A 23,590-nucleotide genomic window follows, 5' to 3' on the forward strand; every position below is an offset into this window, starting at 1 on the left:
GCCGTCAGTCCCGTGTCTTGAGGCCCATGAGCGCGGCAGCGAACGGGTTGTCCGGATCGATCCGATCCGCCTTGCGGGGCCCGGACTTGAAGGTTTTCTCGCCCTCCTCGCGGCGCGGCTTGCCCTTCGCCTTGGGCTTGCCCTTGCCCTTCGGCTTGCCGCGGCCCTCGGCGCCCGCGCCACGGCCGCGCTGATTGCCCGCCCGCGCGCCCCGTCCGATCCAGGTGAAAGTGTAGAAGACCTCGGTCTCGGCGCCTTCGGGCGTTGAGGCGTCGGGCGCTGCCGCATCGTCGGGCGCTGCCGCATCGTCGGGCGGAGCCGTGTCGACGGTATCGGGCACGGCCTCGCCGGTGGCCCCGGGCACCTTCTCTTCGCTGGTCGCGGCGGCCGGCGCATCCGGGGCGGGCGCCGCGTCGTGCCCTGTCGCCGGTGGCGTCTCTGCCTCGGTCCCCTCGGGGGTCCCGGCCTCGCGCGCAGACGCAGCCTCGGTCCCGGCGGCGTCCGGCGCGCCCGCCGGCGCCGCGGCCGGTTTCGCCTTGGGCCGTTCGCCGCGCTCGGCACGGTAGCCGAGCCCCTGCATCAAGTCCGCGAACTGCTCGAGCGTCATGCCGGTGATGGACAGCATCTCGGGCTTGGCCTCGAAGCCCGCGCGGCCATCTTCGGCGCGCAGGAGATCTGCGAGGCGCTCCAGCATGTCGAGTCGGATCGCCCGCTCGCCCGCGTTGCGATAGCCCGCCATGGCATCATAGCCGCGCGGCGCGCTTCGGTCCACGGGCACGGTGACAAGGCCCGGCGGCGGCGCCTCGGGAAAGGTGTCGAGACCCTGCGCGAGGCTCCACAGCATCAGGCGAAGCCGCGTGGGCGCGGGCTTCAGCAGCGCCGGCATGAACACGGTGAACTGGCCGAACCGCACGCCGTGCTTGCGCAGCGCGCCGCGGGCAGCCTGGTCGAGGTCCTTGACCTCGGCGGCGACCTGCCCGCGCGGCAGGATGCCGAGCCCTTCGACAAGGCGGAACGCGAAGCCGCGGGCGAGGCCCGTCAACGCCTCGTCGCGGCTCATGGCGAGGAGCGGCTCGAAGAGCGTGGCGATCTTGCGATCGACGAAATGCTGCAGGCGGCGCTCGACCTTCTGGACGACTTCCGCACCCGCCTCCTCGTCGACGAAAGCCTTGACCCGGGGCTTGAGCGGCTCATCGCCCGCGACCAGCTTGCCCACCGCCTGGTCGCCCCACATCAGGCCGCCCTGCTCGGTGTAGTCGATCTCGGTGTCGGGCGCGTTGTAGAACCGGTCGGCGCGCAGGTGGAAATGCGGCGCAAGCGCCTGCAGACCCGCGGATTTCAGCGTCTTGGCCTCCTGTCCGGCCGCCGCCTGGTCCTGACGGAACCGGAACCCCTCCAGCCGACCGACGAACTCGCCTTCGACGGTCACCTCGCCCTTCTCGTTCACCTCGGCCAACAGGGCCTCCTTCTGCTTGAGCCGGCGCATCAGCACCGAGGTGCGCCGATCCACGAAACGCTGCGTCAGCCGCGCGTGCAGCGCATCCGACAGGCGGTCTTCTACCGCGCGGGTGGCCTCGCGCCAATGGGTTTCGTCCGCCACCCAGCCGGCGCGTTGCGCCACATACGTCCAGGTCCTGATGAAGGCCAGCCGACGCGAGAGCGTGTCGATGTCGCCTTCGGTCCGGTCGATGCGCGCCACGTGGCGAGCGAGCCATTCGTCCGGAACGCGCCCGCGCTCGTGCAGGTGGCCGTAGATCGCCTCGAGAAGGCTCGCGTGCTCGGCGTGGCTGATGCCGCGGAAATCGGGAATCCGGCAGACATCCCACAGAAGCCGCACCGACGGCCCGTCCGAGGCGCGGGCGCGCACCTCCGCCTGCGCGGAGAGCGCGCGGAGCGCGCGAAGATCGTCCGCCTCCCGCGCGCGGGCCAGGATCTCGCTCTCCGGCGGGGCCTCGAGCGACGCGATGAGCGCCTCGACGGATCCGAAGGACAGCGCCGCGTTGCGCCATTGCAGCCGGCGCAACGGGGTGAAGCGGTGCTCGGTTATGGCAAGCGCGACCTCGTCGGGCAGCGGCGGCGCCTCCCCGGTGACGCCGAATGTGCCGTTCGCCATGCCGCGCCCGGCGCGGCCGGCGATCTGCGCCAATTCGTTGGGCGCCAGAGGCCGCACCCGCCGCCCGTCGAATTTCGACACCCCGGAGAAGGCCACATGGTCGATGTCGAGGTTGAGCCCCATGCCGATGGCGTCGGTGGCGACGAGGTAATCCACGTCGCCGTTCTGATAGAGTTCCACCTGCGCGTTCCGCGTCCGCGGGCTGAGCGCGCCCATCACCACCGCGGCGCCGCCCTTCTGGCGGCGGATCAGCTCTGCGATGGCGTAGACGTTCTCGACCGAGAAGCCCACGATGGCGCTGCGCGGCTTCATCCGGCTGATCTTGCGCGAGCCGGTGTAGGTGAGTTCGCTCAGGCGCTCGCGGCGCACGAATTCGACCCCGGGCACCAGCGCGGCGATGGGCGCGCGCATCGTGTCCGAGCCCAGAAAGATCGTTTCGTGCTGGCCGCGCATCCGCAGCAGTCGGTCGGTGAAGACGTGCCCGCGCTCGGGATCGGCGCAAAGCTGGATCTCGTCCACGGCGACGAAATCGGCGCCCATGCCCTCGGGCATCGCCTCGACGGTGCAGACCCAGTACTGCGTGCGCGGGGGCACGATCCGCTCTTCGCCGGTCACCAGCGCCACCACGGACGGGCCGCGCACGGCGACGATCCGGTCATAGACCTCTCGTGCCAGAAGCCGGAGCGGCAGCCCGATCACCCCCGTCCGGTAGCCCAGCATCCGCTCGATCGCGTAGTGGGTCTTGCCCGTGTTGGTGGGGCCCAGAACCGCGAGGGTCCTGCCTTGCCGTGTCATTCGCTACTCCCCGCGGCCGGGCGCGGCGGCTAAAGTTCCGCGCCGAGAACCTCGCGCTCGAGCCGTTCCATCGCCGGCCCCACTTGGGGATGATGCGGGTAAATGGCAAGCACTTCCTCGTAGGCGCGCCAGGCCAGGCGCGGCTCCTCGAGCTGTTCCATGATGACGCCGAGGCCGTAGAGCGCGCCGAAGTGGTCCGGGTTGAGCGCGAGCGCGCGGCGCAGATCGCCAAGGGCGAGGCCGTATTCCTGCTGCCGGAAGAACGCCATTGCGCGCACGGCCCATCCTTCGGCGAAATCGGGCGCGTGATCCGTCAGCGCGGTCAAATGCTCCACCGCGACCACGTAATCCTCGTTCTCGAGCGCGTCGCGGCCGCGGCGCAGGAGAAGATCCATCGCTGCCGAGCCCGACTTCGACCAGAGGTTGCGGATCTCGCCGGCGACCTGTTCGGCCTGCTGCGGAGAGGCAGAGCGGAGTTCGCCAAGCATCTCGTCCGCCGCGCCGTCCTCGGACCACGCCGGCGGCGCGAAGGAGAGGGCTGCGGCGAATGCCGCGACGAGATGTTTGATCGGGAAGGCGCTTGTGACCATAAATCCTAGAATAGCTGTTACCCGCGCCGAATCCAGAGGCGCGTGGCGTTTCGAAGGAGCGATGTGATGAGCGACATGATCAACGAGGCCGTGAACGCCCTGAACCAGAAGCTTTCGGGCGGATTTGACGGGATTGCAAAATTCGTCATCGAGGGCGAGGGCGCGATCATGCTCGACGCCGGGGGGGTGCGTGCGGCCGACGAGGAGGCCGACGTGACGCTCACCGCCTCGGCCGACACGTTCCAGCAGATCCTGCAAGGCGAGATGGACCCGACCTCGGCCTTCATGTCGGGCAAGCTGAGCGTGGACGGCGACATGGGCATGGCGATGAAGCTCGGCTCCGCGCTGGGCTGATGGAAGATGCGCCCTTCTTCGACGACCTGGTGAACGGCTGGCCCGCGGCGCGGGCCGTCTGGGTGCACGCCGAGGACGGGGCGCGGCTTCGAATGGGACTTTGGCAACCCGACGATGCCGCGCGCGGCACGGTGCTCGTGTTTCCCGGCCGCACCGAGTACATCGAGAAATACGCGCATGTGGCCGCGCGGCTTCTGGACCGCGGCCTCGCCGTCCTGGCGGTCGACTGGCGCGGCCAGGGCCTTTCGGAGCGGCTTCTGGGAGAGCCGCTTACCGGCCATGTCGGGCGTTTCTCGGACTACCAGCGCGACGTGGCCGCGATGCTGGCCGTCGCGCGTGCCGAGGCCCTTCCGGCGCCCATCTTCCTGCTGGCGCATTCCATGGGCGGCTGCATCGGCCTGCGCGCGCTGATGGACGGGCTAGACGTGGCGGGCGCGGCCTTCACCGGGCCGATGTGGGGGATCCGGATCTCTGCGCTGATGCGGCCCGCCGCCTGGGCGATCAGCTGGAGCGGCGCGCGCCTCGGCCTCGGCCATGTCGTGGCGCCGGGAACCGGCCCGCAATCCTACATCGCGACGGCCCCCTTCGAGGGCAACACGCTCACCACCGATGCCGGGATGTGGGCGACGATGCAGTCCCACCTGCACGCGCGGCCCGAGCTGCAACTGGGTGGACCCAGCCTTCACTGGCTGCACGAGGCGCTGGCGGAGTGCCGCGCGCTCGCCCGCCGGCCCGCGCCGGACCTGCCCGCCATCGCCTGGCTCGGCAGCCGGGAGCGGATCGTCGACCAGGCGCGCGTCCATGACCGGATGCGGGGCTGGCCCTCGGGCCGGCTCGAACTGCTCGAGAGCGCGGAGCACGAGGTGCTGATGGAGCGCGCCGAGATCCGCGACCGCATCCTTCGGGCGACGGCGTCCTTCTTCCTCGAACAGGCGGGCGCACCTGCCTAAGCTGGCCACGCGGCAAGCCGGCCCTATACTGGCGCGCATGACACGGCCCCCGGTTCTCGATTTCACCGACCGCGGCATTCGCTGCCCGGCGGGCGACTTTCACATAGACCCTTGGCGGCCGGTGGATCGCGCCGTCATCACCCACGCCCACGCGGACCACGCGCGGCCGGGGCACCGCCGCTACCTCTGCACGGACGGCACCGCGCCGGTCCTGCGCCACCGGCTCGGCGACGTGGCGCTCGAAACGATGCGCTATGGCGAGGAACGACGGATCGGCGATGCGGTCGTCTCCTTCCACCCGGCCGGCCACGTGCCGGGCTCGGCCCAGATCCGGGTGGAGGTCGCCGGCGAGGTCTGGGTCGTCTCGGGGGACTACAAGATTGCGGCGGACGGGCTGTCGGAGCCGTTCGAGCCGCTCCGCGCCCATGCCTTCGTGTCCGAGTGCACCTTCGGGCTGCCGGTCTTCCGCTGGGCGCCGCAGGACGAGGTCGCCGGCGCGCTGAACCACTGGTGGGCGGGCGCGGCGCGCGACGGGCGCACCGCCATGCTCGGCGCCTACGCGCTGGGCAAGGCGCAGCGGCTGCTGTCGATGCTCGACACCGGCATCGGCCCGATCCTCACTCACGGCGCGGTCGAGGGCGTCACGGACGTGCTGCGACAAGCCGGCCTGCCCCTGCCCGAGACGCGGCAGGTGACGCCGGAGCTCGACCCGAAGGATTTCCCGGGGGCGCTCGTCCTCGCGCCGCCCGCCGCGCTTGGCAGCACCTGGGCCCGACGTTTCGGCCCGGCGTCCACCGCCGTGGCCAGCGGATGGATGGGCCTGCGCGGCGTGCGGCGGCGCCGGGGCGTCGACCGCGGCTTCGTGCTCTCGGATCACGCGGACTGGGAGGGGCTGCTGTGGGCAATCCGGGGGACGGGTGCCGAAAAGATATTCGTGACGCACGGTTACACCGAAATATTCTCACGCTGGCTGAGCGCGGAGGGATTCGATGCCCGCATCGTGCCCACGCAGTTCGGCGGCGAGGCCGAAGACGAGGCCGAGGTGGCGCCATGATCCGTGTCCGGTCAACGACTTGCGGCTTGATCCTCGCATGCCGGGGCCCCGGCCGCCGTCCGCCTGTGGACATGGCTGTGGAAAACCGGAGGTCTGTCGCGATTCCCGGCCGTTCGGCTTCCAACCTCCGGCGCGCGCAGGTCTCGTGAAGGACTTCGCCCGCCTCATCGCCCGGGTCGACGAGACCACGCGCACATCGGCCAAGGTGGACGCGCTGTCGGACTATTTCGCGACCGCGCCAGACGCGGACCGGCTCTGGACCGTGGCGCTTTTCTCGGGCCGGCGGCCGCGGCGCGCGATCACGACGACACAGCTGCGCGAATGGGCGGCGGAGCGCGCGGGCCTGCCGCTCTGGATCGTCGAGGAAAGCTACGGGATCGTCGGCGATCTGGCCGAGACCATCGCGCTCATCCTGCCGCCGCCCGCGCACCCGCGCGACCGCGGGCTGGCCGAGTGGATCGCGGCGCTCAGGGCGCTTGCTGACCGGCCGCTGCCGGACCGGCGCGCCGCGATTCTCGACGCCTGGGAGGCGCTGGAGCCCGCGGAGCGTTTCCTCTTCAACAAGCTCCTCACCGGCGGCTGGCGCATCGGGGTGAGCCAGAAGCTGATGACGCGCGCGCTTGCCCGCGCGCTCGGCCGGGACGAGGCCGAGATGGCGCATCGGCTGATGGGCGCCTGGGATCCCGCGACCACGAGCTGGCAGGAGCTCGTGCACTCCGAGGCGGGCGCGGCGGATCTTTCGCGTCCCTACCCGTTCTACCTCGCCCACCAGCTCGACGCGGGGCCGGAAACGCTGGGCGATCCGTCCGGCTGGCGGGCGGAGTGGAAATGGGACGGGATCCGCGGCCAGCTTATCCTGCGCGACGGCCAGCATTTCGTCTGGTCCCGCGGCGAGGAGCTGATGACGGATCGCTTTCCCGAACTCGCCCGCGCGCGCGACTTCCTGCCGCCCGGCACGGTGATCGACGGCGAGCTGCTGGCCTGGCGCGACGGGCCGCTGTCCTTCAACGCGCTGCAAAAGCGACTCGGGCGCAAGACCGTGCCGAAGAAGCTTCTGTCCGAGGCGCCGGTCGCGCTCGCGGCCTACGACCTGCTGGAAGAGGGTGGCGAGGACATTCGTGCCCGTCCCTTCGACGAGCGGCGCGCGCGGCTTGAACGCCTGCTCGCCGATCTTCCGCCGGAGGCGCCGCTGGTTCTTCCGCCGATTCTGGACTTCGACGACTGGGCCGCGCTCGCGGATGCACGCGGGCAGGCGCGGGCGCGGGCCGCCGAGGGGGTGATGCTGAAGCGCGGCGAAAGCCCCTACCTCGCGGGCCGCAAGCGCGGCGACTGGTGGAAATGGAAGCTCGACCCGCTGACCGTGGACGCGGTGATGATCTACGCGCAGGCCGGGCACGGGCGGCGCGCCAATCTCTTCACCGATTTCACCTTCGCGGTCTGGTCGGGCAACGCCCTTGTCCCCTTCACCAAGGCCTACTCCGGCCTGACCGACGCGGAATTCGCCGAGATCACGCGCTGGGTGCGGCGCAACACGCTGGAACGCTACGGCCCCGTGCGGCAGGTGCGCCCCGAGCAGGTGTTCGAGATCGCCTTCGAGGGCATCCACGAAAGCCCCCGCCACAAGTCCGGCCTCGCGCTCCGCTTCCCGCGCATGGCGCGCTGGCGCCGCGACAAGCCGGCCGCCGAGGCGAACACGCTCGACGATCTGAGGGAGATGCTGACCGCCCATGGCCAGGCTGGCGCGGAGGGATGATTTCGGGCCGCGGCGCGGGTAGTCTCGCGGCGATTCCGGCGCGGGCCGGGCAAGCGGAGGACCGGGACATGCAAGATTCGCTCTGGATCGCGATCGTAACCGCCGCGATCGTCTTCGGGCTCATGATCATCATACCCATCGCCTCGTTTCTGCTGAAGGCGGCGGTCGTGGCGCTGATCGCGGGCGCGGCGGTCTACGTACTGATGCGTCTGTTCGGCCGGCCCTGAGCGCGCCGCCTTCCCCCGGGGCACCCGCGGCGCCTCGGCGCGCGGCCTTGATCCGCCCCGCCGCGCCAGCCTATCTCTCGCAGGCATCCAATTTCGCAGGAGATCCCCATGCGCCACGCCCCCCGCCCCGTCTTCGACGCCAGCGCCGGTTCCGCTTCCGGCCCCGAGGGCCTTGGCGATCTGCCGGAATGGGACCTCACGGACCTTTATGCCGCGCCCGACGCGGCAGAGATCGCACGCGACCTCGACTGGCTGGAGGCCGAGGGCCGCACCTTCGCGGCGGATTATGAGGGCCGGCTCGGCGAACTCGACGCGGCGGGCTTTCTGGACTGCGTGCGCCGCAACGAGCGGATCGAGACGGTGGCGGGACGCATCATGTCCTATGCGGGGCTGCGCTACTACCAGCAGACCACCGACGCGGGACGGGCGAAGTTCCTCTCCGACATGCAGGAGAAGATCACCAACTTCACCACGCCGCTGGTCTTCTTCACGCTCGAGCTCAACCGGCTGGAGGACGACCACCTCGAGCGGCTGTTCGGCGAGAACGCGGAGCTTGCCCGCTATCGCCCCGTGTTCGAGCGCATCCGCGCCATGAAGCCCTACCAGCTTTCGGACGAGCTGGAGAAGTTCCTGCACGACCTGGGCGTCGTGGGCGACGCGTGGGAGCGCCTTTTCGACGAGACGATGGCGGGGCTCAGCTTCGAGGTGGAGGGTGAGGCGCTCGGGCTCGAATCGACGCTCACCCTGCTCACGGATCACGATCGGTCGACGCGCGAGGCCGCGGCGCGGGCGCTCGCCGAAGTGTTCTCCGAGAACATCCGCACCTTCGCCCGCGTGCACAACACGCAGACCAAGGAGAAGGAGGTGATGGACCGCTGGCGCGGCATGCCCACGCCGCAGACCGCGCGCCACCTGGCCAACGACGTCGAACCCGAGGTGGTCGAGGCGCTGCGCGACGCGGTCGTGGCCGCCTATCCGCGCCTCAGCCACCGCTACTACGAGCTCAAGCGCCGCTGGCTCGGCCTCGACACGCTGGAAGTCTGGGACCGCAACGCCCCGCTTCCGATGGAGGAGACGCGCACCATCGGCTGGGACGAGGCGCGCGAGACGGTGCGCGCGGCCTACGCGGAATTCGACCCGCGGATGGCCGAGCTCGCCGAGCCGTTCTTCACCAGCGGCTGGATCGACGCGGGCGTGAAGCCCGGCAAGGCGCCGGGCGCCTTCGCGCACCCGACGGTGACCGAGGTGCACCCCTACGTGATGCTGAACTACCTCGGCAAGCCGCGCGACGTGATGACGCTCGCCCACGAGCTCGGCCACGGCGTGCACCAGCGCCTCGCCGCCGGGCAGGGCGAACTCCTGTCGCGCACCCCGCTCACGCTGGCGGAGACGGCCTCGGTCTTCGGCGAGATGCTGACCTTCCGGCGGCTTCTGGAGAACGCGAAGACGCGGAACGAGCGCAAGGTGCTGCTGGCCGGCAAGGTCGAGGACATGATCAACACGGTCGTGCGCCAGATCGCCTTCTACGATTTCGAGTGCAAGCTGCACGACGCCCGGCGTGGCGGCGAGCTCACGCCGGACGACATCAACGCGATCTGGATGAGCGTGCAGGGCGAGAGCCTCGGCCCCGCCTTCACCTTCATGGAGGGCTACGAGACCTTCTGGGCCTATATCCCGCATTTCGTGCACTCGCCCTTCTACGTCTACGCCTATGCCTTCGGCGACGGGCTGGTGAACGCGCTCTATGCCGCCTACGAGGAGGGCGATCCCGACTTCCAGGAGAAGTACTTCGAGATGCTGAAGGCTGGCGGGTCGATGCACCACAAGGAGCTTCTGGCGCCTTTCGGGCTCGACGCCTCCGACCCGGCCTTCTGGGACAAGGGACTTTCCATGATCGCCGGGCTCATCGACGAGCTCGAGGCGATGGAGGACTAGGATATCTGCCGCGCGCCGCGCCGGACGGGCGCGCCGCGCGGATCAGAGCCCTGTGTGCGTGCCGTCGCAAAGCGGCCCGCGCGCCGTCTGCTTGCAACCGCAGAAAAAGACGCGGCCGTCGCTCTCGGCGGTGTATTTCACGGGCTCGATGCCGGTGCCCTTGTGGCTTCCATCGCAAAACGGCTGACGCGACGAGCGCCCGCAGGCGCACCAGAAATAGCTTTTGCCAGCCGATACCTCGGCCGGGAACGGGGCTTTCTGCGGGATGTCGGGGGTGTCGGACATCGGATTCTCCTTCGTTGGCGCAGGGCACGAACGTGGCACGGCGTGCGGCGCGGTCAATGCAACGACGCCCGCGGACGTCCCGTTCCCCGCCGGTCAGTCAAGCTCCGTCCAGGGCCAGGGCTTGACCTCGGAGGCGCCGGTCTGGAAGCGCGCGGCCTTCGCGATCCATATCCCGAGATCGGTGCCGAACTCCGCCAGCCGCGCGTTGGGATCGCCCCTGTTCACCAGCATCAGCACGGCCTGGATCACCGTGGCCACCGTCAGCACGGTCTGCGCGAGGCTCAGCATGATCCAGATGAGCACCACGTGCAGCAGCCGCACCGGCATGGACTCCCTGGGCGCGTGGGGCTGCGCGCCATGCAGGCGCCCGTTCAGCTTCTCTTCATCGTTGCGCGGCATCGGTCCCTCCGGAATGGCAGATCAAGCATACCGCGCCGGCCCGGTTCGGGCCAAGCCCGGCGACGCTTGACTTGGAGATGACGCAGCTATCTTTCCGATCAGCCACGGGAGGCCCGCATGAAACAGCTGCTCGCCATTATCCTCGCCGTCTTCGCCACCGCTGCCGCGGCCGAGGACTTCATCTTCGACAGCATCGACGGCGGCCAGATCCGGCTGTCGGATTATGCCGGCAAGCCGGTCCTTGTCGTCAACACGGCCTCGATGTGCGGCTTCACCCCGCAATACGAGGGCTTGCAGGCGCTTTACGACCGCTACCGCGACGCCGGCCTCGTGGTGCTTGCCGTGCCGTCGAACGACTTCAACCAGGAACTCGCCTCCGACGACGAGGTGAAGGAGTTCTGCGAGATCACGTTCGGCATCGACATGCCGATGACGACCATCACGCCCGTGCGGGGCAGCGGGGCACACCCGTTCTACGCCTGGCTGAAGGAGACCGCGACGTTCGAGCCGTCGTGGAACTTCAACAAGGTGCTTCTGGATGGCGAGGGCCGCGTGGTGGAAACGTTCGGCGCCACCGCCCGGCCGATGTCGGGCCGGATCACCGAGCCGGTGGAGGCCCTGCTGGCGGGCAGTTGAGCCGCGCGCTCAGCGCAGGACGAACGGCGCGCTCAGCCACTCTGACAGAGCCTCGGTGGTATCCTCCGGCACCTCGAGAGGCGGCAAGTGCCCGGCCCCGTCGATGACCCGCAAGGTGGCGCCGGGGATGAGCTCCGCCAGGAAGACGTGGCGCTTGACCGGCATGAGCGTGTCCTCGGCCCCGCACAGCAGCAGCGTGGGCACCTTGCACCGGCGCAGTGTCGCCTGCTGGTCGCGCCGGCGCTGAAGCGCCCGGATCTGTCGCGTGAACGCCTCGACGCCCAGCCCGCGCGCCATCTCGGCGAGCGTCGCCATCACCTCGAAACGGCCGGGCCCCGGTGCCAGGTGATCCGGCCGGATCACCTCGGCCACCGCGGCGTCGAGCGCCCCGCTGCGCGCCCGGACGATGAGGGGATCGCGCTCCCCGGCTTGCGCGGGCGTCTCAGCCAGCGGCTCGGTGTCCATGAGCGCCAGCCGCGCCACCCGGTCGGGCGCGCGGCGCAGGATCTCCATGGCGACCATGCCGCCCAGGCCCAGACCGCCCAGCGCGAACCGTTGCGGCAGTTGCGGCAGGAGGTGCGAGGCGATCTCTTCCACCCGCTCCCCGCCCGCGAGCGGGGCCACCGTCACAGGGCGATCGCGGCCGAGCGCGGTGATCTGCGGCAGGAAGAGGCGCGCGTCGCACATGAACTCCGGCAGAAGGACGAGCGGTTCAGCCATGCACCGCCTGCCCGTTCGTGACGTCCTGCGCCGTCTGCCCGTTCATCCCGTTCCCCCGCCGTCTGCGGCCGTTTCGATAGCAGCCCCCGGACGGAGGGGCCATAGGCCCGCGCTCACCCCTCCGGCAAGGCGCGGATCCATGCCGTGATCGCCGTCGCGGCGGCGTCCGTCAGTCCGGGCGACAGGATATCGCCCGCGAGGACATGGGCGGCGGGATCGTCCGTGGAGCCGGGGGACACCGGGTGCAGTCTTACCGCGCCGCCCCAGCGCGCGGCCGCCGCGCGCGTGGCGTCCGCGCGCACGACCTGGTCGTCATCCGAGAACCAGAAAAGCGCGGGCACCCCGATGCCGCCCGGATCGAGCCTGTGCACATGCGCGACGAGCGCGGCCATGGGCAGGAGCGCCTCCACCGGATAGCTCTGCGTCCAGTAGCGCGCATGCGCCTCGTTGCGCGGCTCGAACCCCCGCGTCGGTCCGAGAATCCACGGCAACCAGATCCGGGCGGCGGGCCAGGTGAGCAGACCCGCGAAGCGCCCGTGAAGGGCGTAGTTGGGCGACACCAACACGACGCCGGCCACGCCCTCGGCCAGTTCGGGCCGGCCGAGGGCCAGCGTGACGAGCGTGGCGCCCGTCGAGGTGGCGATCACGACCACGCGGTCACCGGCGGCGCGCACCGCCGCGAGGCCTTCGGCAAGGTCCGACATCCAGCCCGCGACGCTGGCTTCGGCCATGGCCGCCCCGCCCCGGCCGTGGCCCTGAAGCCGCGTGAAGACGAGGTTCGCGCCAAGCGCCCCGGCCACGCGGTCGGGCACCGGGCGAATCTCCTCGGACGTCGCCGAAAACCCGTGAACGTAGAGGATCGCCAGATCCGTGCGCGCGCCCGGCGCGCCCGCCCAGAGCACGCGCTTTTCCGTGCCGGGCACGATATCGTCGAAGCGCGCCTCCGCATCGGCGAAATGCCGGTCGAGATCGCCCAGCGCCTCGGGCGCCACGGGCGCGGCAACGGCCACCGTCTCGCGCGGGCCCAGAAACCAGAACGCCGCAGCCGCCGTCGCGACGAGAAGAAGCGCCCAGGCCACCGCCCTAGCCACGCCGGCGCGCGGCGCGGGCGCTCACCTCCTCCACGCTGTCGGTGATCAGCTCGAGGCAATCCGGCTCCGAGAACCGGTGATCCGCCCCCTCGACAAGGGTCAGCCGCATGTCCGGACCGGTGGCGTGGTCGAGAAGCGCGAGCGCCACCGCGCGGTCGACGTCCGCATCCGCGGTGCCCTGAAGGAAGCGCGCGGGAAAGGGCAGATGCAGCGCGGCGCGCAGCACCAGATGCGCGCGCCCGTCCTCGATAAGCCGCTTCGTGATCGGATAGGGCTCGCCGTAGTCGGAGGGCAGGTGCACCACGCCGTCGCGTTCGAGATCGGCGCGCTGCTCGGCGTCGAAGCCCGCCCACATCGCGTCCTCCGTGAAGTCGGGCGCGGCGGCGACGGTGACGAGGCCGGCCACCCGCTCGGGGTTGGCCCGCGCGGTCAGCAGCGCGATCCAGCCGCCCATCGAGGAGCCCACGAGCACCTGCGGCCCCTCGGTCAGCGCATCCAGCACCGCCTCCGCGTCCTCGGCCCAGTCGCCGATGCACCCGTCGGTGAAGGCACCCGAGCTTTGCCCGTGGCCGGAGTAGTCGAAGCGCAGGAAGGCGCGGCCCGCGTTTCGCGCCCAGTCCTCGAGGTGCAGCGCCTTGGTGCCTTCCATGTCGGACATGAAACCGCCGAGGAACACCACGCCCGGCCCCTCGCCCGGGGTCCGATGATAGGCGATGCGGCGCCGCTGCGGCGTGTCGAGATAGCTGGGCTCTGTCATGGATCCTCCGATCGGTGGCGCGCGAAGAGTGCCCGCGATCGGGCCGGGTGAAAAGCCCCGGCGGGTGTCGGCACGACACCGTCATCCTTGACTTCCCGGGCCCGTCCCGCCATGTCGCCCGCGAACCCTGACCCGCAACCGGGCGCTTCGTAGGCGCCGAACCGACGAGGAGAGCGGACATGGCCCGCGACCAGTCCACCGTTTCCCTGACCTTCCCCGATGGCTCCGTCCGCGACTTTCCCGCCGGGATCACCCCCGGCGAGATCGCCGAGGGAATTTCCAAATCGCTCGCGAAGAAAGCGATCAGCGCCGACGTGAACGGCGCCCACTGGGACCTGCAATGGCCGATCGAGGCGGATGCCGCGATCGCCATCAACACCATGGCCGACGACGCGCCCGCGCTCGAACTCATCCGGCACGACCTCGCCCACATCATGGCGCGCGCGGTGCAGGAGATCTGGCCCGAGGTGCGCGTCACCATCGGCCCCGTCATCGAGAACGGCTGGTATTACGACTTCGACCGCGCGGAGTCCTTTACCCCGGACGATCTCGGCGCGATCGAGAAGAAGATGCGCGAGATCATCGACCGCCGCGACCCGGTGACCACCGAGGTCTGGGAGCGGGACCGCGCCATCCGCTACTACGAGGCGAACAACGAGCCCTACAAGGTGGAGCTCGTCGAGGCGATCCCGGAAGGACAGCCCATCCGGATGTACTGGCACGGCCACTGGCAGGATCTCTGCCGCGGCCCGCATCTCGCCCACACCGGGCAGGTCCCCGCCGACGCCTTCAAGCTGATGAAGGTGGCCGGCGCCTACTGGCGCGGCGACAGCTCGCGCCCGATGCTCCAGCGCATCTACGGCGTGGCCTTCAAGGACCGCAAGGCGCTCAAGGATTACCTGACCTTCCTCGAGGAGGCGGAGAAACGCGACCATCGCCGCCTCGGCCGCGAGATGAAGCTCTTCCACTTCCAGGAGGAGGCGCCCGGCATGGTGTTCTGGCACCCCGACGGCTGGACCATCTACCGCGAGCTTCAGGACTACATGCGCCGGCGCCTTGACGCCGCGGGCTACCGCGAGATCAACACGCCGCAGGTGGTGGACCGCAAGCTGTGGGAGGCGTCGGGCCACTGGGACAAGTACCGTGAGAACATGTACATCACGGAGATCGACGAGGAGCACGCCAACGAGAAGCGGGTGAACGCGCTCAAGCCGATGAACTGCCCTTGCCACGTGCAGGTCTTCAACCAGGGCATCAAGAGCTACCGCGACCTGCCGCTCCGGCTGGCCGAGTTCGGCTCCTGCCACCGCTACGAGGCGCATGGCGCGTTGCACGGGCTGATGCGCGTGCGGGGCTTCACCCAGGACGACGCGCACATCTTCTGCACCGAGGACCAGATCGAGCAGGAATGCGCGGGCTTCATCGATCTCTTGTCCAAGGTCTACAAGGACACGGGCTTCGGCAGCTTCGACATCAAGCTTTCCACCCGTCCCGATGTGCGCGTGGGGTCCGACGCGGTCTGGGACAAGGCCGAGGCGGCGCTGGAGAAGGCGATCCTCTCGGTCAGGAACGACTACGAGATCGACCCGGGCGAAGGCGCGTTCTACGGCCCGAAGCTCGACTTCAAGCTGACCGACGCGATCGGGCGCGAGTGGCAGTGCGGCACCTTCCAGGCCGACTTCAACCTGCCCGAGCGGCTGGACGCGAGCTATATCGGCGCGGACGGCGAGAAGCACCGCCCCGTCATGCTGCACCGCGCGATCCTGGGCAGCTTCGAGCGATTCATCGGGATCCTGATCGAGAACTACTCCGGCAGGCTGCCCATGTGGCTTGCGCCGCGTCAGGTCGTCGTGGCCTCGATCACCAGCGACGCCAACGATTATGTCGCGGAGGTTGTCGCGGCGCTGCGCGCGGCCGGGCTTCGTGCGGAGGCCGACACCCGCAACGAGAAGATCAACTACAAGGTGCGCGAGCATTCACTCGCCAAGGTGCCGGTGATCCTCGCCTGCGGTCACCGCGAGGTCGAGGAGCGCACGGTGACCATCCGGCGCCTCGGCGAGAAGGCGACCAGCACCGAGCCGATGGACGCCTTCGTGAACGCGCTGGCCGACGAGGCGCGCGCGCCCGACCGTTTGTAACATTCGGGGGCGGCGCGCCCGTGCGGCGCGCGCCCCGACGCCGGCGATCGCGGCGTTGCCCCATGCAGGTCGCGAGCCGGTCTCACGGCCCCGTCACTCGCGATGACGGCGCCGTGAAGCACGCGGCCGTGACTGGCGTGTCATGTCGTCGCAGCGGTATGACTCCCCCAGCCGCGGCTCCGCGGCAGCACGGACCAAACTGGAGGGAGATCCACAAATGTCCATCACGCTGAAATCCGCCGCAGTCGCCGGCGCGGTCGCCGCCGCCCTGTCGTCCTATGCCGGCACGGCACACGCCCAGGCGCAGGAGAAGTGCTACGGCGTCTCGCTCGCCGGCGAGAACGACTGCGCGGCCGGCCCCGGCACGACCTGTGCGGGCACGTCCACCGTCGATTACCAGGGCAACGCCTGGACCCTCGTGGACGAGGGCACCTGCGAATCGATGGAGCTTCCGGGGGACCGGATGGGATCGCTCGAACCGCTGGAGCGTGACCTGCCGCAGCAGGGCTGACACGCGGCGGAGCTTTCGGGGCGGGCCGAACGCCCGCCCCTTCCTCCACCGCCTGACCCGACGCAAGGGAGACCGCCCGCCATGTTCGACGCATCAAGCCAGGACATATCGCTTCCCGCGCGTGTCGGCGTGGGCTTCAAGGCGAAGCATTTCGCCGGCCTCACGGCGGAGCCGGGGCCCGTCGGCTGGATCGAGATCCACGCCGAGAACTACATGGGCGCGGGCGGACGCCCCCGCGCGCAGCTCGCCGCGCTCGCCGAGCGCTTTCCCGTTTCGGTGCATGGCGTCGGTCTGTCGATCGGGGGGCAGGCGCCGCTCGACCGCGATCACCTCGCGCGGCTCAAAACCCTTTGCGACCGGATCGCGCCCGCGAGCTTTTCCGAGCACCTTGCCTGGTCCACCCATGACGGCGCGTTCCTGAACGATCTTCTGCCCCTGCCCTACACGCGCGCCACCCTCGCGCGCGTCTCCCGCCACATCGACGAGGTGCAGGAGGCGCTCGGGCGGCGGATGCTGCTGGAAAACCCGTCGAGCTACCTCGCCTTCGCCGAAAGCGAGATGAGCGAGACCGAGTTCCTTTCCGAGATCGCCCGGCGCACCGGCTGCGGTCTGCTGCTCGACGTCAACAACGTCTTCGTGTCGGCCACCAATCTCGGCCATTCGCCGCAGGATTACGTGGACGACTTCCCCGTCGCGCATGTGGGCGAGATCCATCTCGGCGGCCACGACGAGGACGCCGACGAGGCGGGTGCGCCGCTTCTCATCGACAGCCACGGGCGCGAGGTGGCCGACCCGGTCTGGGCGCTGCTCGACCGGGTTCTGGATCGGGCGGGCCCGCGCCCGCTGCTCGTCGAATGGGACACCGACGTGCCGGACTGGCCGGTGCTCCGCGCCGAGGCCGGCCGCGCCGCCGCCGCGCTGGAGCGCGTGGCCGCATGAACCGCGAGACCGAGTTCCGCGCCGCGCTGCTCGATCCCGTGCGTCCGGCGCCCCCGGGGCTGACCGACGGGACGGGCCGGCCGGCGGCACGACGCTTCGACGTCTACCGCAACAACGTCACCGCGAGCCTGCTCGAGGCGCTCGAGGTCGGCTTTCCGCTGCTCGCGAAGCTCACCGGGGCCGCGGCGTTCCGCAACATGGCGCTGGCGTTCCTGCGCGCGCACCCGCCCGAGGATCCGCGCCTCGCGCTCTACGGGGCCGCGCTGCCGGGGTTTCTGGAACGCTTCGCGCCGCTCGCCCGCCACGGCTACCTGCCCGACGCGGCGCGGCTGGACCTGGCGCTCCGCCACGCCTATCACGCCGCCGACGCAGAGCCGATCGCGCCCGACGCGCTTCAGGCGCTGCCGCCCGACAGGCTGATGCACACCCGGCTTTCGCTCGCGCCCGCCGTGCGCGTTCTGCGCTCGCGCTGGCCGCTCCACGCGATCTGGGCCTTCAACATGGTCGAGGGCGCGCCGAAACCGGCGCCCGGCGCGCAGGACGTGCTGGTGGCGCGCCCGGGCTTCGATCCCGCGCCGCATCTGCTGGCGCCGGGCGGCGCGGCCTTCGTGACCACGCTCGCCCACGGTGCGCCCTTCGGCGAGGCCCATGCCGCCGCCGAGGCCGCCGCGCCCGGCTTCGACCTCGCCGCGACGCTCGGCCTCCTTCTCGGGGCCGGCGCGATCACCGGCCTCACGCCACCCGAGGAATGACCATGAACGCCCTTCTTTCCCTCTACGACCGCGCCACCGACCCGCTGGACCGCGAGACGGTGATCCTGCCCACCCTGGCGCGCTTCCTCTTCGCCGCGGTGCTGCTGGTCTATTTCTGGCATGCGGCCGGAACGAAGACGGGCGACGGCCTTTTCGGTCTCTTGCAGCCCTCGATGGGTGCCTACGCGCAGATCTTCCCCCGGCAGATGGAGGCCGCGGGCTTTGATACCTCGCAGCTGGGGCTCTGGCACTGGCTGGTCGTCGTATCGGGCACGCTGGCGGAGTTCGTCCTGCCCGCGCTTGTGGTTCTGGGCCTCGCCACGCGGCTCGCGGCGCTTGCCATGATCGGGTTCATCGCGGTGCAAAGCCTGACCGACCTCTACGGCCATGGCGGGATCGAGCATGCCGAGACGCTGGGGGCGTGGTTCGACCGGTTCCCGGACGGGGCGATCCTGGATCAGCGCGCGCTCTGGGTGTTCCTGCTGCTCACCCTCGTTCTGAAGGGCGCGGGGCTGCTTTCGCTGGACCGCCTGCTGGCGACCCGCCTCAGAAATGCGCCTTAGGCTCGTCGGGCTTTCCGGCGGCGAGCGCGAGTAGCCCGCCGAGCCCCGCGAAGGCGATCGGGAACATCGTGGCCACGTTGAACCCGAAGGCGTGATACATGCCGCCCGCGGACAGGATCAGCAGGATCCCGCCCCAGAGCGCCCGGGCGCGCGCCATCGCCCCGCCCGCGATCGCGAGGAGCGGCGAGAGGATCGAGGTCGCCTGGATCAGCCTCTTGTTGTCGAGCGGGCCGAAGATTTCGTCGACCTCGGCGAACCGGTTCGAGAGCTCGACGTAGCCGTACCCGAAAAAACCCACGATCATGCCGATCACCCCGGCGATGATCCCGAGCGTCAGTGCCGCGTTGCGCATGGCGTACTCCTTGACCTCTTCTTCGCGAAATGGGCCCGCGCACGGCGCTATCCGACAAGCGCCGCGCGCACCTCGTCCGACCAGCCGAGATAGAGCGTTCCGCCGTCGTCGATAAGCGGGCGCTTCATGACCGCCGGCTGGCGCGCGATGAGCGTTTCGGGCGCGAGCGCGCGGTCCTCCTCCGACAGCGCGCGCCAGGTGGTGGAGCGCCGGTTCACCAGATCCGGCCCGAATTGCGCGGCCGCGCGCCGGAGCACCGGTTCCGGCATCCCTTCGGCACGGATGTCCACGAGCCGCGCCTCCGGCAGGGATTTCAGCGCCTTTCGGCAGGTGTCGCAGGTCTTCAGCCCGTAGATCAGCATGCGCGTCGCTCCGTCGATCGTCCCCGGTGTCCTACATCGCGCGCGGCCCGGGATCACCACCGTTTTGCTTGCATTTTACATTTCGCATGCAATCCTTCCCTTGCGGCAACGGCCGTTCAGATTTCCGGCTCGACCTTCCGATTCCGGACCTGACGTCCGGACCGCGCTTCGCCTCCGCGGCGGGGCTGACGACGGAAGACGGAAAGGAGACACGGAAAATGCCGACAGGCACCGTGAAATGGTTCAACACGACCAAGGGTTACGGCTTCATCGCGCCCGAGGACGGCGGCAAGGACGTCTTCGTGCACATCTCGGCCGTGGAGCGTTCCGGAATGACCGGGCTCGCCGACAACCAGAAAGTGTCCTACGAACTCAGGGAAGGCCGGGACGGCCGCACCATGGCGAGCGACCTGAAGGCGCTCTGAAAGCGCCTCACGCCGCCTGCATCCGCTCCGCCTCGCTGCGCGCGAGGCGGATGAGGTCCACCATGTAGGGCTTCTCCGCGTCCTCGGCCCGGGTCGCGGCGTAGAGGCTGCGCGTGATCCCGTTCGCGGTCAGTGGGCGGGTCACGTAATCGGAGCTGTATTTCACCTCGCGCACGACCCAGTCGGGCAGCACCGACACGCCGCGGTTCGACGCGACGAGCAACAGGATCACCGCGGTCAGTTCCACCTGCCGAATCGCCGCGGGCTCCACCCGCGCGCGGCTCAGAAGCTGGCTGAAGACGTCGAGGCGCGACCGCTCCACCGGGTAGGTGATGAGCGTTTCGCCCCTGAAATCCTCGGCCTCGACGAACGGTCTCGCGGCCAGCGGATGCGCGGACGCCGCCACGAACACCGGGGAATACTCGAAGAGCGGCGTGAACGTCACGCCCGGCAATTCCTCGGGGTCCGAGGACACGACAAGGTCCACGTCCTCCTTGGCAAGCGCCGGCAGCGCGTCGAAGGCGAGGCCCGGGCGGATGTCCACGTCCACGTCGGGCCAGAGCTTCCGGAAGCCCTCGAGGACCGGGAAGAGCCACTCGAAACAGGCGTGGCACTCGATCGCGATGTGCAGCCGACCCGAGCGGCCGGCGCGCAGCCCTGCGAACTCCGCCTGCGCCGCCTCGACCTCCGGCAGCACCCGCTCGGCGAGCCGCAGAAGCCTCTGGCCCGCCGCGGACAGGCGCATGGGCTTCGAACGCCTTACGAAAAGCTCCACCCCCGTCTGCTCCTCGAGGCCCTTGATCTGATGGCTGAGCGCCGACTGCGTGATGTTGAGCGCGTCCGCCGCGCGGGCCAGCCCGCCATTGTCGTGAATGGCCTTGATCGACCGCAGGTGCCGCAATTCCAGGTGCATCTTCATGTTCGGCTCATCTTGGTCTTGAGATTTATGAGTTTGTTTCACGTCCGCCCGCGTGCGACAAGGCGCGGAACGATTGGAGGGTCAGGCATGTCCGCACCGCGCGTCTCTTTCGAGTTCTTTCCGCCCAAGTCGCTGGAAGCGTCCTTCCGGCTCTGGGACACCGTGCAGGTGCTCGCGCCGCTCTCGCCCCGCTTCGTCTCCGTCACCTATGGCGCGGGCGGCACGACGCGGGAGCTCACCCGCGACGCGGTAGGAACGCTCCACAAGCATTCCGGCCTCGACGTGGCGGCGCATCTGACCTGCGTGAACGCCTCGAAGGCGGAGACGCTCGCCATCGCCGAGGGCTTCGCCGAGGCAGGCGTGACCGAGATCGTGGCGCTCCGCGGCGACCCGCCCAAGGGCGCGGGCCGTTTCACGCCGCATCCCGAGGGCTTCGCGTCCTCGGTGGAACTCGTGGAGGCGCTCGCCGCGACGGGACGGTTCACCATCCGCGTGGGCGCCTATCCAGACCCCCACCCGGAGGCGCCGCATGACGGGGCCGACATCGACTGGCTCAAGCGCAAGATCGACGCGGGCGCGGCCGAGGCGATCACCCAGTTCTTCTTCGAGCCGGAGACCTTCTTCCGGTTCCGCGACCGCTGCGAGAAGGCGGGACTCGACGCGCGGATCACGCCCGGCATCATGCCGATCGAGAACTGGGACGGCGTGAAACGCTTCGCCAAGGGCTGCGGCGCGGTCATTCCCGACTGGCTCGACCGCGCCTTCGAGAAGGCGCGCCGCGACGGGCGCGAGGATCTGCTGGCCACGGCGGTGTGCAGCGAGCTCTGCAGCAAGCTCATCGACGGCGGCGTGGAGACGCTGCACTTCTACACGCTGAACCGGCCCGAACTCACCCGCGACGTCTGCTTCGCGCTGGGGCTCAAGCCCGATCTCCAGCTCGAGAACGTCGCCTGAGACTAGGGCGGGGCAAGGCGCCTCAATCGCCTTGCGGCGCTGCGTCCCGCAGGCGCGGCGACACCGGGCGGGGAGCGCGCGGGAAGGGCCTTCGAAGGCCCTTCCGGCACGCCGCCCCTGACCTCGCTCTCACGGAATTGGGACTCGTGCGCCGCGCTCGCCTCGCCTAAGACGACGCCATGTTCGACGCCCGCCTCCGCCCGCTGATCGACCCGCCGCTCGACGCCCTCGGGCGTGTCGTCGCGCGCCGGGGCATCACGGCCGATGCGGTGACGCTCGCGGGGCTTGCCCTCGGCCTCGCGGCCGCCGGCGCGATCGCTCTGGGATACCTGCTTCCGGGCCTTTTCCTCCTGCTTGCCAGCCGTCTCGCCGACGGCCTCGACGGGGCGGTCGCGCGCGCCACACGGCCCTCGGACTTCGGCGGCTACCTCGACATCACGAGCGATTTCCTCTTTTACGGCGCGGTGCCCCTGGGCTTCGTCTGGCTCGATCCCGCCGCCAACGGCGCCGCGGGCGCCTTCCTGCTTCTCAGCTTCTACGTCAACGGGGCGAGCTTTCTGGGCTTCGCGATCCTCGCCGAGAAGCGGAAGATGCGCACCGACGCGCGCGGCGTGAAGTCCCTCTACTTCACGGGCGGGCTTCTTGAGGGCGCCGAGACCATCGCCTTCTTCGTGCTGCTCTGCCTTCTGCCGCAGCATTTCGCGCCCATGGCCTGGGCCTTCGGCGTGCTCTGCTTCGTCACCGCCGCCTCGCGCCTTCTGCTGGCACGGAAGGTCTTTCCGAAACCCACCGACGGGGATCCCGCATGACACGACTGCTCGCCGCGCTTCTCGCCGCCCTGCCCGCCTCTGCCCTCGCCGACCCGGACCCGGCGGACTGGGACGCCGTGCTCGAGGAGGCGCGCGGCCAGACCGTTTACTGGAACGCCTGGGGCGGCTCGACCACCACCAACGATTTCATCGCCTGGGTCGGCCAGCGCGTGGCCGAGGAGCACGGTGTCTCGCTCGAGCACGTGAAACTGTCGGACACCGCCGACGCGGTGAGCCGCGTGCTCGCCGAGAAGACCGCGGGCCGCGACGCGGGCGGCGCCGTCGATCTCATCTGGATCAACGGCGAGAACTTCGCGGCCATGAAGGAGAACGACCTCCTTTTCGGCTCCTTCGCCGAGGATCTGCCGAACTGGCGCCATGTCGATGTCTCGGGCAAGCCGGTCACGGTCGACTTCACCGTGCCCACCGACGGCTACGAAAGCCCCTGGGCCACGGCGCAGGTGGTCTTCATGTACGACACCGCGGACATCCCCGGGCCGCTGCCCTCGATGCAGGCGATCCTCGACTGGGCCGAGGCCAACCCGGGGCGCTTCACCTATCCCCAGCCGCCCGACTTCCTGGGCTCCACCTTCCTCAAGCAGGCGCTTTACGGGGTGGTGGAGGACCCGGACGTGCTTCTGGCGCCGGCCGCGCAAGCGGACTACGAGGCCGTGACCGCGCCGCTATGGGCCTTCGTGGACGCGCTCACGCCGCATCTCTGGCGGCAGGGCCGGGCCTATCCGCAAAGCGGGCCGCGCCAGATCCAGCTGATGGCCGACGACGAGATCGACCTCGCGATCTCCTTCAGCCCCGGCGAGGCGTCGGCCGCCATCGCCAATTTCCAGCTGCCCGCCACGGTGCGCACCTTCGTGCCCGAGGGCGGCAGCATCGGCAACGCGAGCTTCGTGGCGATCCCCTACAACGCCTCGGCCAAGGCCGGGGCGATGGTCGTCGCCAACTTCCTCCTGTCGCCCGAGGCGCAGGCCCGCGCGCTCGACCCCGACGTGCTGGGCTACGGGACGGTGCTGGACCTCGACACGCTCTCGCCCGGGGACCGCGCCCGCTTCGACGCGATCGAGCTCGGTATCGCCACCTTGCCACCCGACGCGCTCGGCCCCGCCCTGCCCGAGCCGCACCCTTCCTGGATGGAACGCATCGAGCAGGACTGGATCGCGCGCTACGGCGTCACCGAATAGCGTGGAGGCCC

General features: G+C 70.0%; 26 protein-coding genes. 16 read left to right on the top strand and 10 right to left on the bottom strand.

Annotated elements, in window-relative coordinates; genetic code table 11:
* Window positions 1–4: 4 nt before the first annotated feature.
* Both AB6A66_RS01920 and AB6A66_RS01925 read right to left on the bottom strand, forming a co-directional pair.
* Window positions 5–2,908, bottom strand: coding sequence for a helicase-related protein (locus tag AB6A66_RS01920; protein WP_371054552.1), 2,904 nt, complete (start codon window positions 2,906–2,908; stop codon window positions 5–7).
* A 29-nt stretch (window positions 2,909–2,937) separates the two neighbouring features.
* Window positions 2,938–3,498: a tetratricopeptide repeat protein gene (locus tag AB6A66_RS01925; protein WP_371054553.1), complete on the bottom strand. Its 561-nt coding sequence runs from the start codon at window positions 3,496–3,498 to the stop codon at window positions 2,938–2,940.
* 66 nt (window positions 3,499–3,564) lie between these two features.
* Here AB6A66_RS01925 and AB6A66_RS01930 point away from each other — a divergent pair, with 66 nt between their 5' ends.
* The 6 genes from AB6A66_RS01930 to AB6A66_RS01955 all read left to right on the top strand — a co-directional run bounded on the left by AB6A66_RS01930 (window position 3,565) and on the right by AB6A66_RS01955 (window position 9,771).
* Window positions 3,565–3,852, top strand: a complete 288-nt coding sequence (locus AB6A66_RS01930; protein WP_371037923.1) for an SCP2 sterol-binding domain-containing protein — start codon at window positions 3,565–3,567, stop codon at window positions 3,850–3,852.
* Complete coding sequence (locus AB6A66_RS01935) at window positions 3,852–4,802, top strand: alpha/beta fold hydrolase (protein WP_371054555.1); 951 nt, start codon at window positions 3,852–3,854, stop codon at window positions 4,800–4,802. Before AB6A66_RS01930 ends, AB6A66_RS01935 begins: the two co-directional genes overlap by 1 nt.
* Window positions 4,803–4,839: 37 nt before the next feature.
* Window positions 4,840–5,856, top strand: coding sequence for a ligase-associated DNA damage response exonuclease (locus AB6A66_RS01940; RefSeq protein ID WP_371054556.1), 1,017 nt, complete (start codon window positions 4,840–4,842; stop codon window positions 5,854–5,856).
* Between the two features lie 145 nt (window positions 5,857–6,001).
* Window positions 6,002–7,609, top strand: coding sequence for an ATP-dependent DNA ligase (locus tag AB6A66_RS01945; RefSeq protein ID WP_371054557.1), 1,608 nt, complete (start codon window positions 6,002–6,004; stop codon window positions 7,607–7,609).
* A 68-nt stretch (window positions 7,610–7,677) separates the two neighbouring features.
* Window positions 7,678–7,836: a hypothetical protein gene (locus tag AB6A66_RS01950; RefSeq protein WP_371037927.1), complete on the top strand. Its 159-nt coding sequence runs from the start codon at window positions 7,678–7,680 to the stop codon at window positions 7,834–7,836.
* Between the two features lie 108 nt (window positions 7,837–7,944).
* A complete protein-coding gene (locus AB6A66_RS01955; protein ID WP_371054558.1) occupies window positions 7,945–9,771 on the top strand; it encodes a M3 family oligoendopeptidase in 1,827 nt (608 codons plus the stop codon).
* 42 nt (window positions 9,772–9,813) lie between these two features.
* On the opposite strand, the gene AB6A66_RS01960 is transcribed toward AB6A66_RS01955, so the two are convergent.
* Both AB6A66_RS01960 and AB6A66_RS01965 read right to left on the bottom strand, forming a co-directional pair.
* Window positions 9,814–10,056, bottom strand: coding sequence for a CDGSH iron-sulfur domain-containing protein (locus tag AB6A66_RS01960; RefSeq protein WP_371054559.1), 243 nt, complete (start codon window positions 10,054–10,056; stop codon window positions 9,814–9,816).
* 93 nt (window positions 10,057–10,149) lie between these two features.
* Window positions 10,150–10,455, bottom strand: coding sequence for a DUF4389 domain-containing protein (locus tag AB6A66_RS01965; protein WP_371054560.1), 306 nt, complete (start codon window positions 10,453–10,455; stop codon window positions 10,150–10,152).
* 117 nt (window positions 10,456–10,572) lie between these two features.
* Here AB6A66_RS01965 and AB6A66_RS01970 point away from each other — a divergent pair, with 117 nt between their 5' ends.
* Complete coding sequence (locus AB6A66_RS01970; protein WP_371054561.1) at window positions 10,573–11,091, top strand: glutathione peroxidase; 519 nt, start codon at window positions 10,573–10,575, stop codon at window positions 11,089–11,091.
* Window positions 11,092–11,100: 9 nt separating this feature from the next.
* Here the strand turns inward: AB6A66_RS01970 and AB6A66_RS01975 are convergent, their stop codons facing one another.
* The 3 genes from AB6A66_RS01975 to AB6A66_RS01985 all read right to left on the bottom strand — a co-directional run bounded on the left by AB6A66_RS01975 (window position 11,101) and on the right by AB6A66_RS01985 (window position 13,659).
* Window positions 11,101–11,811 (bottom strand): alpha/beta fold hydrolase, encoded by a 711-nt coding sequence (locus tag AB6A66_RS01975; RefSeq protein ID WP_371054562.1) that lies wholly within the window; start codon window positions 11,809–11,811, stop codon window positions 11,101–11,103.
* 113 nt (window positions 11,812–11,924) lie between these two features.
* Window positions 11,925–12,902 carry an alpha/beta hydrolase gene (locus AB6A66_RS01980; protein WP_371054564.1) on the bottom strand — a complete coding sequence of 326 codons (978 nt, stop codon included), beginning with the start codon at window positions 12,900–12,902 and terminating at the stop codon, window positions 11,925–11,927.
* Window positions 12,895–13,659, bottom strand: a complete 765-nt coding sequence (locus tag AB6A66_RS01985) for an alpha/beta fold hydrolase (RefSeq protein WP_371054565.1) — start codon at window positions 13,657–13,659, stop codon at window positions 12,895–12,897. The genes AB6A66_RS01980 and AB6A66_RS01985 overlap by 8 nt, the downstream gene beginning before the upstream one ends.
* Before the next feature lie 179 nt (window positions 13,660–13,838).
* On the opposite strand from AB6A66_RS01985, the gene thrS reads away from it, so the two are divergent.
* The 5 genes from thrS (at window position 13,839) to AB6A66_RS02010 (ending at window position 18,562) form a co-directional block, all read left to right on the top strand.
* Window positions 13,839–15,797: a threonine--tRNA ligase gene (thrS, locus tag AB6A66_RS01990; RefSeq protein ID WP_371054566.1), complete on the top strand. Its 1,959-nt coding sequence runs from the start codon at window positions 13,839–13,841 to the stop codon at window positions 15,795–15,797.
* 217 nt (window positions 15,798–16,014) lie between these two features.
* Window positions 16,015–16,308 carry a DUF2282 domain-containing protein gene (locus AB6A66_RS01995; protein ID WP_371037936.1) on the top strand — a complete coding sequence of 98 codons (294 nt, stop codon included), beginning with the start codon at window positions 16,015–16,017 and terminating at the stop codon, window positions 16,306–16,308.
* An 81-nt stretch (window positions 16,309–16,389) separates the two neighbouring features.
* Window positions 16,390–17,247 carry a DUF692 family multinuclear iron-containing protein gene (locus AB6A66_RS02000; RefSeq protein WP_371054568.1) on the top strand — a complete coding sequence of 286 codons (858 nt, stop codon included), beginning with the start codon at window positions 16,390–16,392 and terminating at the stop codon, window positions 17,245–17,247.
* On the top strand, window positions 17,244–17,999 hold the full coding sequence (locus AB6A66_RS02005; RefSeq protein ID WP_371054569.1) for a putative DNA-binding domain-containing protein: 756 nt from the start codon (window positions 17,244–17,246) through the stop codon (window positions 17,997–17,999). Before AB6A66_RS02000 ends, AB6A66_RS02005 begins: the two co-directional genes overlap by 4 nt.
* Window positions 18,000–18,001: 2 nt before the next feature.
* Window positions 18,002–18,562, top strand: coding sequence for a DoxX family protein (locus tag AB6A66_RS02010; protein WP_371054571.1), 561 nt, complete (start codon window positions 18,002–18,004; stop codon window positions 18,560–18,562).
* On the opposite strand, the gene AB6A66_RS02015 is transcribed toward AB6A66_RS02010, so the two are convergent.
* The gene (locus AB6A66_RS02015; protein WP_371054572.1) at window positions 18,546–18,914 is read right to left on the bottom strand and encodes a hypothetical protein; all 369 of its coding nucleotides are present in this window, start codon (window positions 18,912–18,914) and stop codon (window positions 18,546–18,548) included. The genes AB6A66_RS02010 and AB6A66_RS02015 overlap by 17 nt on opposite strands.
* A gap of 47 nt (window positions 18,915–18,961) precedes the next feature.
* Window positions 18,962–19,276, bottom strand: a complete 315-nt coding sequence (locus tag AB6A66_RS02020) for an arsenate reductase family protein (RefSeq protein ID WP_371054574.1) — start codon at window positions 19,274–19,276, stop codon at window positions 18,962–18,964.
* Window positions 19,277–19,494: 218 nt separating this feature from the next.
* Between AB6A66_RS02020 and AB6A66_RS02025 the strand changes: the two genes are divergently transcribed.
* Complete coding sequence (locus AB6A66_RS02025; protein WP_371054575.1) at window positions 19,495–19,701, top strand: cold-shock protein; 207 nt, start codon at window positions 19,495–19,497, stop codon at window positions 19,699–19,701.
* A gap of 7 nt (window positions 19,702–19,708) precedes the next feature.
* Here the strand turns inward: AB6A66_RS02025 and AB6A66_RS02030 are convergent, their stop codons facing one another.
* A complete protein-coding gene (locus AB6A66_RS02030) occupies window positions 19,709–20,614 on the bottom strand; it encodes a LysR family transcriptional regulator (RefSeq protein WP_371054662.1) in 906 nt (301 codons plus the stop codon).
* A gap of 93 nt (window positions 20,615–20,707) precedes the next feature.
* On the opposite strand from AB6A66_RS02030, the gene metF reads away from it, so the two are divergent.
* From metF to AB6A66_RS02045, 3 genes are all read left to right on the top strand, one after another.
* A complete protein-coding gene (gene metF, locus AB6A66_RS02035; RefSeq protein ID WP_371054576.1) occupies window positions 20,708–21,574 on the top strand; it encodes a methylenetetrahydrofolate reductase [NAD(P)H] in 867 nt (288 codons plus the stop codon).
* 179 nt (window positions 21,575–21,753) lie between these two features.
* A complete protein-coding gene (locus tag AB6A66_RS02040) occupies window positions 21,754–22,383 on the top strand; it encodes a CDP-alcohol phosphatidyltransferase family protein (protein ID WP_371054577.1) in 630 nt (209 codons plus the stop codon).
* Complete coding sequence (locus tag AB6A66_RS02045; protein ID WP_371054579.1) at window positions 22,380–23,579, top strand: ABC transporter substrate-binding protein; 1,200 nt, start codon at window positions 22,380–22,382, stop codon at window positions 23,577–23,579. The genes AB6A66_RS02040 and AB6A66_RS02045 overlap by 4 nt, the downstream gene beginning before the upstream one ends.
* The last annotated feature ends 11 nt before the right edge of the window (window positions 23,580–23,590 follow it).

It is taken from the genome of Rhodosalinus sp. K401, assembly GCF_041365735.1.
GTDB lineage: Bacteria > Pseudomonadota > Alphaproteobacteria > Rhodobacterales > Rhodobacteraceae > Rhodosalinus.

Coding starts and splice junctions, on each gene's coding strand:
- AB6A66_RS01935 (WP_371054555.1), top strand. CDS start 3,852: ATGGAAGATGCGCCCTTCTTCGACGACCTGGTGAACGGCTGGCCCGCG.
- AB6A66_RS02000 (WP_371054568.1), top strand. CDS start 16,390: ATGTTCGACGCATCAAGCCAGGACATATCGCTTCCCGCGCGTGTCGGC.
- AB6A66_RS02020 (WP_371054574.1), bottom strand. CDS start 19,276: ATGCTGATCTACGGGCTGAAGACCTGCGACACCTGCCGAAAGGCGCTG.
- AB6A66_RS02030 (WP_371054662.1), bottom strand. CDS start 20,614: ATGCACCTGGAATTGCGGCACCTGCGGTCGATCAAGGCCATTCACGAC.
- AB6A66_RS01940 (WP_371054556.1), top strand. CDS start 4,840: ATGACACGGCCCCCGGTTCTCGATTTCACCGACCGCGGCATTCGCTGC.
- metF (WP_371054576.1), top strand. CDS start 20,708: ATGTCCGCACCGCGCGTCTCTTTCGAGTTCTTTCCGCCCAAGTCGCTG.
- AB6A66_RS01925 (WP_371054553.1), bottom strand. CDS start 3,498: ATGGTCACAAGCGCCTTCCCGATCAAACATCTCGTCGCGGCATTCGCC.
- AB6A66_RS02005 (WP_371054569.1), top strand. CDS start 17,244: ATGAACCGCGAGACCGAGTTCCGCGCCGCGCTGCTCGATCCCGTGCGT.
- AB6A66_RS01930 (WP_371037923.1), top strand. CDS start 3,565: ATGAGCGACATGATCAACGAGGCCGTGAACGCCCTGAACCAGAAGCTT.
- AB6A66_RS02040 (WP_371054577.1), top strand. CDS start 21,754: ATGTTCGACGCCCGCCTCCGCCCGCTGATCGACCCGCCGCTCGACGCC.
- AB6A66_RS01950 (WP_371037927.1), top strand. CDS start 7,678: ATGCAAGATTCGCTCTGGATCGCGATCGTAACCGCCGCGATCGTCTTC.
- AB6A66_RS01995 (WP_371037936.1), top strand. CDS start 16,015: ATGTCCATCACGCTGAAATCCGCCGCAGTCGCCGGCGCGGTCGCCGCC.
- AB6A66_RS02015 (WP_371054572.1), bottom strand. CDS start 18,914: ATGCGCAACGCGGCACTGACGCTCGGGATCATCGCCGGGGTGATCGGC.
- AB6A66_RS02045 (WP_371054579.1), top strand. CDS start 22,380: ATGACACGACTGCTCGCCGCGCTTCTCGCCGCCCTGCCCGCCTCTGCC.
- AB6A66_RS01970 (WP_371054561.1), top strand. CDS start 10,573: ATGAAACAGCTGCTCGCCATTATCCTCGCCGTCTTCGCCACCGCTGCC.
- AB6A66_RS01965 (WP_371054560.1), bottom strand. CDS start 10,455: ATGCCGCGCAACGATGAAGAGAAGCTGAACGGGCGCCTGCATGGCGCG.
- AB6A66_RS01985 (WP_371054565.1), bottom strand. CDS start 13,659: ATGACAGAGCCCAGCTATCTCGACACGCCGCAGCGGCGCCGCATCGCC.
- AB6A66_RS01955 (WP_371054558.1), top strand. CDS start 7,945: ATGCGCCACGCCCCCCGCCCCGTCTTCGACGCCAGCGCCGGTTCCGCT.
- AB6A66_RS01920 (WP_371054552.1), bottom strand. CDS start 2,908: ATGACACGGCAAGGCAGGACCCTCGCGGTTCTGGGCCCCACCAACACG.
- thrS (WP_371054566.1), top strand. CDS start 13,839: ATGGCCCGCGACCAGTCCACCGTTTCCCTGACCTTCCCCGATGGCTCC.
- AB6A66_RS02025 (WP_371054575.1), top strand. CDS start 19,495: ATGCCGACAGGCACCGTGAAATGGTTCAACACGACCAAGGGTTACGGC.
- AB6A66_RS01975 (WP_371054562.1), bottom strand. CDS start 11,811: ATGGCTGAACCGCTCGTCCTTCTGCCGGAGTTCATGTGCGACGCGCGC.
- AB6A66_RS02010 (WP_371054571.1), top strand. CDS start 18,002: ATGAACGCCCTTCTTTCCCTCTACGACCGCGCCACCGACCCGCTGGAC.
- AB6A66_RS01960 (WP_371054559.1), bottom strand. CDS start 10,056: ATGTCCGACACCCCCGACATCCCGCAGAAAGCCCCGTTCCCGGCCGAG.